This is a genomic window from Sphingopyxis sp., assembly GCF_050725615.1.
Taxonomy (GTDB): domain Bacteria; phylum Pseudomonadota; class Alphaproteobacteria; order Sphingomonadales; family Sphingomonadaceae; genus Sphingopyxis.
In genome coordinates this window covers 1-5,929 of record NZ_JBOHHU010000140.1, presented here as the reverse complement: position 1 = coordinate 5,929, position 5,929 = coordinate 1, and the positions used below count along the sequence as shown (strand labels likewise).

General features: G+C 65.8%; 8 protein-coding genes. 5 read left to right on the top strand and 3 right to left on the bottom strand.

What is annotated here, in order from left to right:
• Together ACREB7_RS20250 and ACREB7_RS20245 are read left to right on the top strand one after the other, a co-directional pair.
• A partial coding sequence (locus tag ACREB7_RS20250) for a L,D-transpeptidase (protein WP_431594057.1) occupies positions 1-428 on the top strand: 428 nt, incomplete at its 5' end.
• Positions 428-1,045, top strand: coding sequence for a M23 family metallopeptidase (locus ACREB7_RS20245; protein ID WP_431594056.1), 618 nt, complete (start codon positions 428-430; stop codon positions 1,043-1,045). The genes ACREB7_RS20250 and ACREB7_RS20245, both read left to right, overlap by 1 nt.
• 3 nt (positions 1,046-1,048) lie before the next feature.
• Here the strand turns inward: ACREB7_RS20245 and ACREB7_RS20240 are convergent, their stop codons facing one another.
• Complete coding sequence (locus tag ACREB7_RS20240; RefSeq protein ID WP_431594055.1) at positions 1,049-1,234, bottom strand: hypothetical protein; 186 nt, start codon at positions 1,232-1,234, stop codon at positions 1,049-1,051.
• Positions 1,235-1,396: 162 nt separating this feature from the next.
• Here ACREB7_RS20240 and ACREB7_RS20235 point away from each other — a divergent pair, with 162 nt between their 5' ends.
• The 3 genes from ACREB7_RS20235 to ACREB7_RS20225 all read left to right on the top strand — a co-directional run bounded on the left by ACREB7_RS20235 (position 1,397) and on the right by ACREB7_RS20225 (position 4,970).
• Entirely contained in the window at positions 1,397-3,370 is a 1,974-nt protein-coding gene (locus tag ACREB7_RS20235; protein ID WP_431594054.1) for an OPT family oligopeptide transporter, read from the top strand.
• Positions 3,371-3,482: 112 nt separating this feature from the next.
• Positions 3,483-4,046, top strand: a complete 564-nt coding sequence (gene efp, locus ACREB7_RS20230) for an elongation factor P (protein WP_077145871.1) — start codon at positions 3,483-3,485, stop codon at positions 4,044-4,046.
• Positions 4,047-4,151: 105 nt separating this feature from the next.
• The gene (locus ACREB7_RS20225; protein ID WP_077145870.1) at positions 4,152-4,970 is read left to right on the top strand and encodes an inositol monophosphatase family protein; all 819 of its coding nucleotides are present in this window, start codon (positions 4,152-4,154) and stop codon (positions 4,968-4,970) included.
• A gap of 3 nt (positions 4,971-4,973) precedes the next feature.
• Here ACREB7_RS20225 and ACREB7_RS20220 read toward each other — a convergent pair whose 3' ends face one another.
• Entirely contained in the window at positions 4,974-5,480 is a 507-nt protein-coding gene (locus tag ACREB7_RS20220) for a YbjN domain-containing protein (protein ID WP_431594058.1), read from the bottom strand.
• 51 nt (positions 5,481-5,531) lie between these two features.
• Positions 5,532-5,929, bottom strand: a 398-nt coding sequence (locus ACREB7_RS20215) for a YbjN domain-containing protein (protein ID WP_431594053.1), incomplete at its 5' end; no start/stop codon positions are given.

Genomic DNA, 5,929 nt, shown 5'->3' with positions numbered 1-5,929 from the left:
GCAGCGAGCAGCCCGACGCCGAGCGGGTCGAGGTGTCGAAGAAAGCCGGGACGATGAAGGTCTTTGATGCGGGCGGGAAATTGATCGCGCTCTTCACCGTGACCACCGGCTCGGCGCACGACCCGCTGCCGATCGGCCAGTGGACGATCCGCGGCGTCGGGCGCAATCCCGACTACGCCTTCGATCCCGCGCTGCTGCGCGGTGTCGCGGCGAGCGAGGGCAAGCATCGCCTGCCGCCGGGGCCGAACAGCCCGGTCGGCGTCGTATGGATCGACCTCGACAAGGAGCATTATGGCCTGCACGGCACCCCCGAGCCGCAGAATATCGGCCGCACCGAAAGCAATGGCTGCGTCCGGCTGACCAATTGGGACGCGGCGCGGCTCGCACAGATGGTGTCGCCGGGGACAAAGGTGGATTTTGTCGCCTGATGCGCTGGCAGGCCGCCTTCAAGCTGATGCTGTGGACCGCCACCATCACCGCGATCCTGACCTCGCTTTACTGGGTCACGGCCTATGACCTGCTCGATCCGCCCGCGCAGGCGGCGGCGCGGACGGCGGCGGTCGGCGCAAGCGGTGAGGAGGATGGCGCGGCGGTCGATCGGGCCATCGCGATCATCATCCCGGTGCAGGGGATTCGCGCGGACGAACTGATCAACAGCTGGGACCAGAGCCGCGCAGAGGGGCGGCTGCACCGCGCGATCGACATTCCGGCGCCGGTCGGAACCCCGGTGCTCGCGGCGATGGACGGGCGGATCGAGAAATTGTTCCACTCCGACCGCGGCGGGCTGACCATCTATCAGCGCGCCGACGACGGCCGCCTGATGCTCTATTACGCGCATCTGCAGGGCTATCGTCGCGGGCTGGCCGAGGGCGATGCGGTGACGCGCGGGCAGGTGATCGCGACCGTCGGCGCGAGCGGCAATGCCGACCCGGCCTTTCCGCACCTGCATTTCCAGATGCTGGCGACCACGCCCGGCAGCGCGTGGAATGCGGGCGAACCGGTCAATCCCTATCCATTGCTCGCCGGAAAACGCGCGCGTCGCTGATCCTCAGCCGGGGGGATGATCGAGAGGATCGGGGCCGGGTTTCGGCGCAGGGCCGTCGGCCTTGCCGCATGGCGGGTTGCCGTCCTTGCGCCAGCCGAACAGGCCCGCACAGGGCGCGGCGCGGCGGGGGAGGGCGTTTCTGCTGCGCGGCGAGGGGCGCAGGTCGTCCGAAAGGTTCCAGGTCATCATGGCCGCCGCTCTGCCACCGCCGCGCGCCGCCATATTGGATCGTTGCGTCAAAAGGATTTCGGTCCGTCGCTTTTGGCGCTTCGGTCCAATCGGCGTCGGTTCGTGGCTTTTCGCTTGCGCTGGACGCGGCGCCCCGCAAGACAGCGGACGGGGAGATTTTTGATGACCGAAGCCACGACGCCAACCACCGGACCGAAAGCCGGCGTCCGCGAACTGACGCTGCGCGCGATCTTGCTCGGCGGCGTGCTGACGCTGATGTTCACCGCCGCGAATGTCTATCTGGGGCTGAAGGTCGGGCTGACCTTTGCGACCTCGATTCCCGCCGCGGTGATCTCGATGGCGCTGCTGCGCTTTATGACCGGCGCCACGATCCTCGAGAATAATATCGTGCAGACGATCGCGAGTGCAGCGGGCACGCTGGCCGCGATCATCTTCGTGCTGCCCGGCCTCGTCATGGTCGGTTACTGGCAGGGCTTCCCGCTGCTGGAGACCACCGCGATCACGATGCTCGGCGGCATATTGGGCGTGCTCTTTTCGGTCCCGCTGCGCCGCGCACTCGTCGTCGATGCCGACCTGCCCTATCCCGAAGGGCGCGCCGCCGCCGAAGTGCTGCAGGTCGGCGCCGCGAGCGCCGAGGGCGCGGCGGAGAATAAGGCGGGCCTGTCGGCGCTGCTCTGGAACAGCCTTGTCGCCGCAGGCTTCACGCTGCTCACGCAGATGAAGGTCGCGGCGGGGGAAGTGTCGAAATGGTTCTCGGTCGGCGCGGGCGCGACGGGCATTGCCGGCGGGCTCGGCTTTGCGCTGTTCGGCGTCGGCCATCTCGTCGGCCTGTCGGTCGGTCTGGCGCAGCTCGTCGGGCTGGTCACCGGCTGGTGGATATTGCTGCCGATCCTGACACAGGGCGTTGCCGGCCCCGATGTCGAAACGATCGCTAACGAGGTGTTCCGCGCCGATGTGCGCTTTTTCGGCGCCGGGGTGATCGCGGTTGCGGCGCTGTGGACGCTGCTCAAGATCGCGCGTCCGGTGATTGGCGGGATTCGTTCGGCGATGGCGGCGAGCCGGGCGCGCCATGCGGGCACAGCGCTCGCGGTCGGCGAGCAGGATATTCCGATCGGCTGGGTGTTCGGCGGGTCGCTGCTGACGCTGATCCCGATCGCCTGGCTGCTCTGGTCGATCCTAGCGGGCGGGCCGCTGGCCGGGTCGGCGGCGATCCTCGTCGCGGGAGCGCTGGTCTTCGTCGTCGTGATCGGGCTGATGATCGCTTCGGTCACCGGCTATATGGCGGGCCTGATCGGCGCGTCGAACTCGCCGGTGTCGGGCATCGGCATTCTCGCGATCATCGCCTCGTCGCTGCTGCTCGTCGGGCTGCTTGGGCGCGGCGGCGGCGAGGAGGCCAGCGCGGCGATGGTCGCCTATGCGCTGATCGTCACCGGCGTCGTGTTCGGCATCGCGACCATCTCGAACGACAATCTCCAGGACCTCAAGACCGGCCAGCTTGTCGGCGCGACGCCGTGGAAGCAGCAGGTCGCGCTGATGATCGGCGTCTTCTTCGGCTCGTTGGTGGTGCCGCCGGTGCTCAACGTGCTCAACGAAACGCTCGGTTTCGTCGGCGTTCCCGGCGCGGGTCCCAATGCGCTGGCGGCGCCGCAGGCGGGGCTGATCTCCTCGCTGGCCAAGGGTGTGCTGGGCGGCGACCTCAACTGGACGATGCTCGGCTATGGTGCGCTCGCGGGCGTCGGTTTCATCGTCGTCGACGAACTGCTCGGGCGCATGGGCAAGCTGCGATTGCCGCCGCTCGCCATCGGCATCGGCATCTATCTGCCGATGGCGGTGATCCTGCCGGTCGTGATCGGCGCCGTCGGCGGCTGGTTCTATGACCGCTGGGCCGAACGCCGCGCCAACGCCGCCTTTGCGCACCGCATGGGCGTGCTGACCGCGACCGGCATGATCGTCGGCGAGAGCCTGTTCGGGGTCTTTTATGCGGGTCTCGTCTATGCGACCGACAGCGATGCGCCGCTCGCGGTGGTCGGCGACGGTTTCCATGTGCCGTCGATCTTCATCGGCCTCGGGCTCTTCGTCGCGCTGATCTCGCTCAGCTACGCGCGGACCCGCAAGGCGGTCGAGACGACAGCCTGAACGAACGCGCGCTTGCCCTTCGCCGCCTTCGCGGCTAAGGGCGCGCTCCTGTGACCGGCATGTTGCGACGCGCCGGCGGCTCTTTCCATCCTTGAACCAGCGAGTGTGCGCGATGAAAATCACCGGCGTTGAAATCCGTCCCGGCAATATTATCGAATTTGAAAAGGGGATCTGGAAGGTCACCAAGATCCAGCACACCCAGCCGGGCAAGGGCGGCGCCTATATGCAGGTCGAAGCCAAGAACCTGATCGACGGCCGCAAGCTCAACAACCGTTTCCGCAGCGCCGACACGGTCGAAAAGGTCCGCCTCGATACCAAGGATTTCCAGTTCCTCTATGCCGAGGGCGACGACCTGGTGTTCATGGACAAGGACACGTTCGAACAGATCAACATCTCGAAGGACGTCGTCGGCGAAGCGCATGAATTCCTGCAGGACGGCATGGACGTCGTGCTCGAGCTTTGGGAAGAACGCCCGATCTCGGTCGAACTGCCCGAAACCATCGAAGCGACGATCGTCGAAGCCGACGCGGTGGTGAAGGGCCAGACGGCGTCCTCGTCGTACAAGCCCGCGATCCTCGACAATGGCGTGCGCGTCATGGTGCCGCCGCACATCACCAGCGGCACCCGCATCGTCGTGCATGTGTACGACCGCGAATATGTTCGCCGCGCTGACTGACTAGATTCCCCTCCCTGCAAGGGAGGGGCTAGGGGTGGGTGACAGGCCCGCCCATGTTGCTACCCACCCCAACCCCTCCCTTGCAGGGAGGGGGGAGATTGAACAATGGCCGTATCGGGCATCATCACCGTCATGGAACGCGCCGCGCGCAAGGCGGGCACCAAGCTGCGCCGCGACTTCGGCGAGATCGAACATCTGCAGGTCTCGCAAAAGGGCCCGGCGGACTTCGTGTCGAAAGCCGACCAGGCCGCCGAGCGCACCCTCTATGACGAACTCGGTCGCGATCGTCCGGGCTGGGGCTTCCTGATGGAAGAGGCCGGCGAGATCGAGGGCGAACCCGGCAAGCCGCGCTTCATCATCGATCCGCTCGACGGCACGTCGAACTTTCTCCACGCGATCCCGCATTTCGCGATCTCGATCGCGGTACAGGAACCCAAGCTCGGCGGCGGCTGGGGCGATATCACCTCGTGCCTCATCTATCACCCGGTGACCGACGAAAGCTATTGGGCCGAGCGCGGGCGCGGCGCCTGGCTCCACGACCGCCGTCTGCGCGTCTCGTCGCGCCGCCACCTCAACGAATGCCTGATCGCCACCGGCATCCCCTTCATGGGGCATGGCAATATGGCGCAGTGGAGCCGCGTGTTCGGCGCGGTCGCCCCCGAAGTCGCGGGCATCCGCCGCTTCGGCGCCGCCAGCCTCGACCTCGCCTGGGTCGCGGCGGGCCGCTACGACGGTTTCTGGGAAAGCGACCTCAACATCTGGGACGTCGCCGCCGGTATCTTGCTGGTGCGCGAAGCCGGCGGTTTCGTCAGCGACTTCCGCGGCGGCGACCGCGCGATCGAACGCAGCGAATTCATCGCCGGCAGCGCTGCGGTGCATAGCAAGCTGCAGAAGCTGGTCGCGGGCGCGCTGCGCAACGCCTGACCGCTACTTCGCCTTTTTGCCCTCGCTGCCGTCGTCGAACACGAACGCGTCGAAATTGGCCATGACGTCGAACCAGATTTCGAGATTCTCGACGAACAGCTTCTGCGGCATCGCGCCGGTGTCGAGATAGAGATCCATCTCGACCACGGGGTCCTTGCTGGCATCGACATAGGACCGGCCATAGCGATTTTTGTGGTTCCATTCGTTCGTCCGCTCAAGCGGGAACGGCGTGCCCAAGGTGAAACCCGCATAAAATTCGACCGAGTTGCACGGTCCCTTTTTGACCCCGCCGCCGCAGCCCAGCATATAGATGGTGAAATTTCGGCCGCCGCTCGCCGATTTGATATAGCGGTCGCCGTCTTCATCGGTCTCGATCTTGGCTTTATAACCTTCGTCGGTCAGGACTTTCGCGACCTGGTCGACATCGGCGCCGACCATCGCGTCGGCGGCCGGGGCCGGCTGCGCCGCGGCGGGTGACGAAGCGGCCAGTGCGGCCGCGATCAGAAACATTCTCAAGATATCCCCCTGAAACTTCCGGTCGTCGCGTCGGGCGACGCGTTGCTATTTTTCAAAGATGAACGCGTGATAGGCGTCCATCACCGCCGCCCAGGTGTTGAATGTCTCGCCCAGATTCTCGCGCGGGATGCCCGCGAAATCGAGGTCGACGTCCATTTCGAGCACCGGGTCGCCGGATTCGTCGCGATAGGCGCGCGCGAAGCGCTTTTCGCTGTTCCACTCGTTCAGCCGCTCGAGCGTCGTGCTCTTGGCGTCGTTGAAGCCCATATAATATTGCAGCGTCTTGCAATTCTTGCCTTCGTCGCAGTTCATAAACAGGACGAGGAACTTCAATCCGTTGCGGCTGCTTTCGATATAGGGGCTCTCGCCCGGCGTGGCGACGATCTTAGCCGGCCAGCCCTGCGACTCGACGATCGCCTTGATCGCCTGCGGGTTCTGCGCAT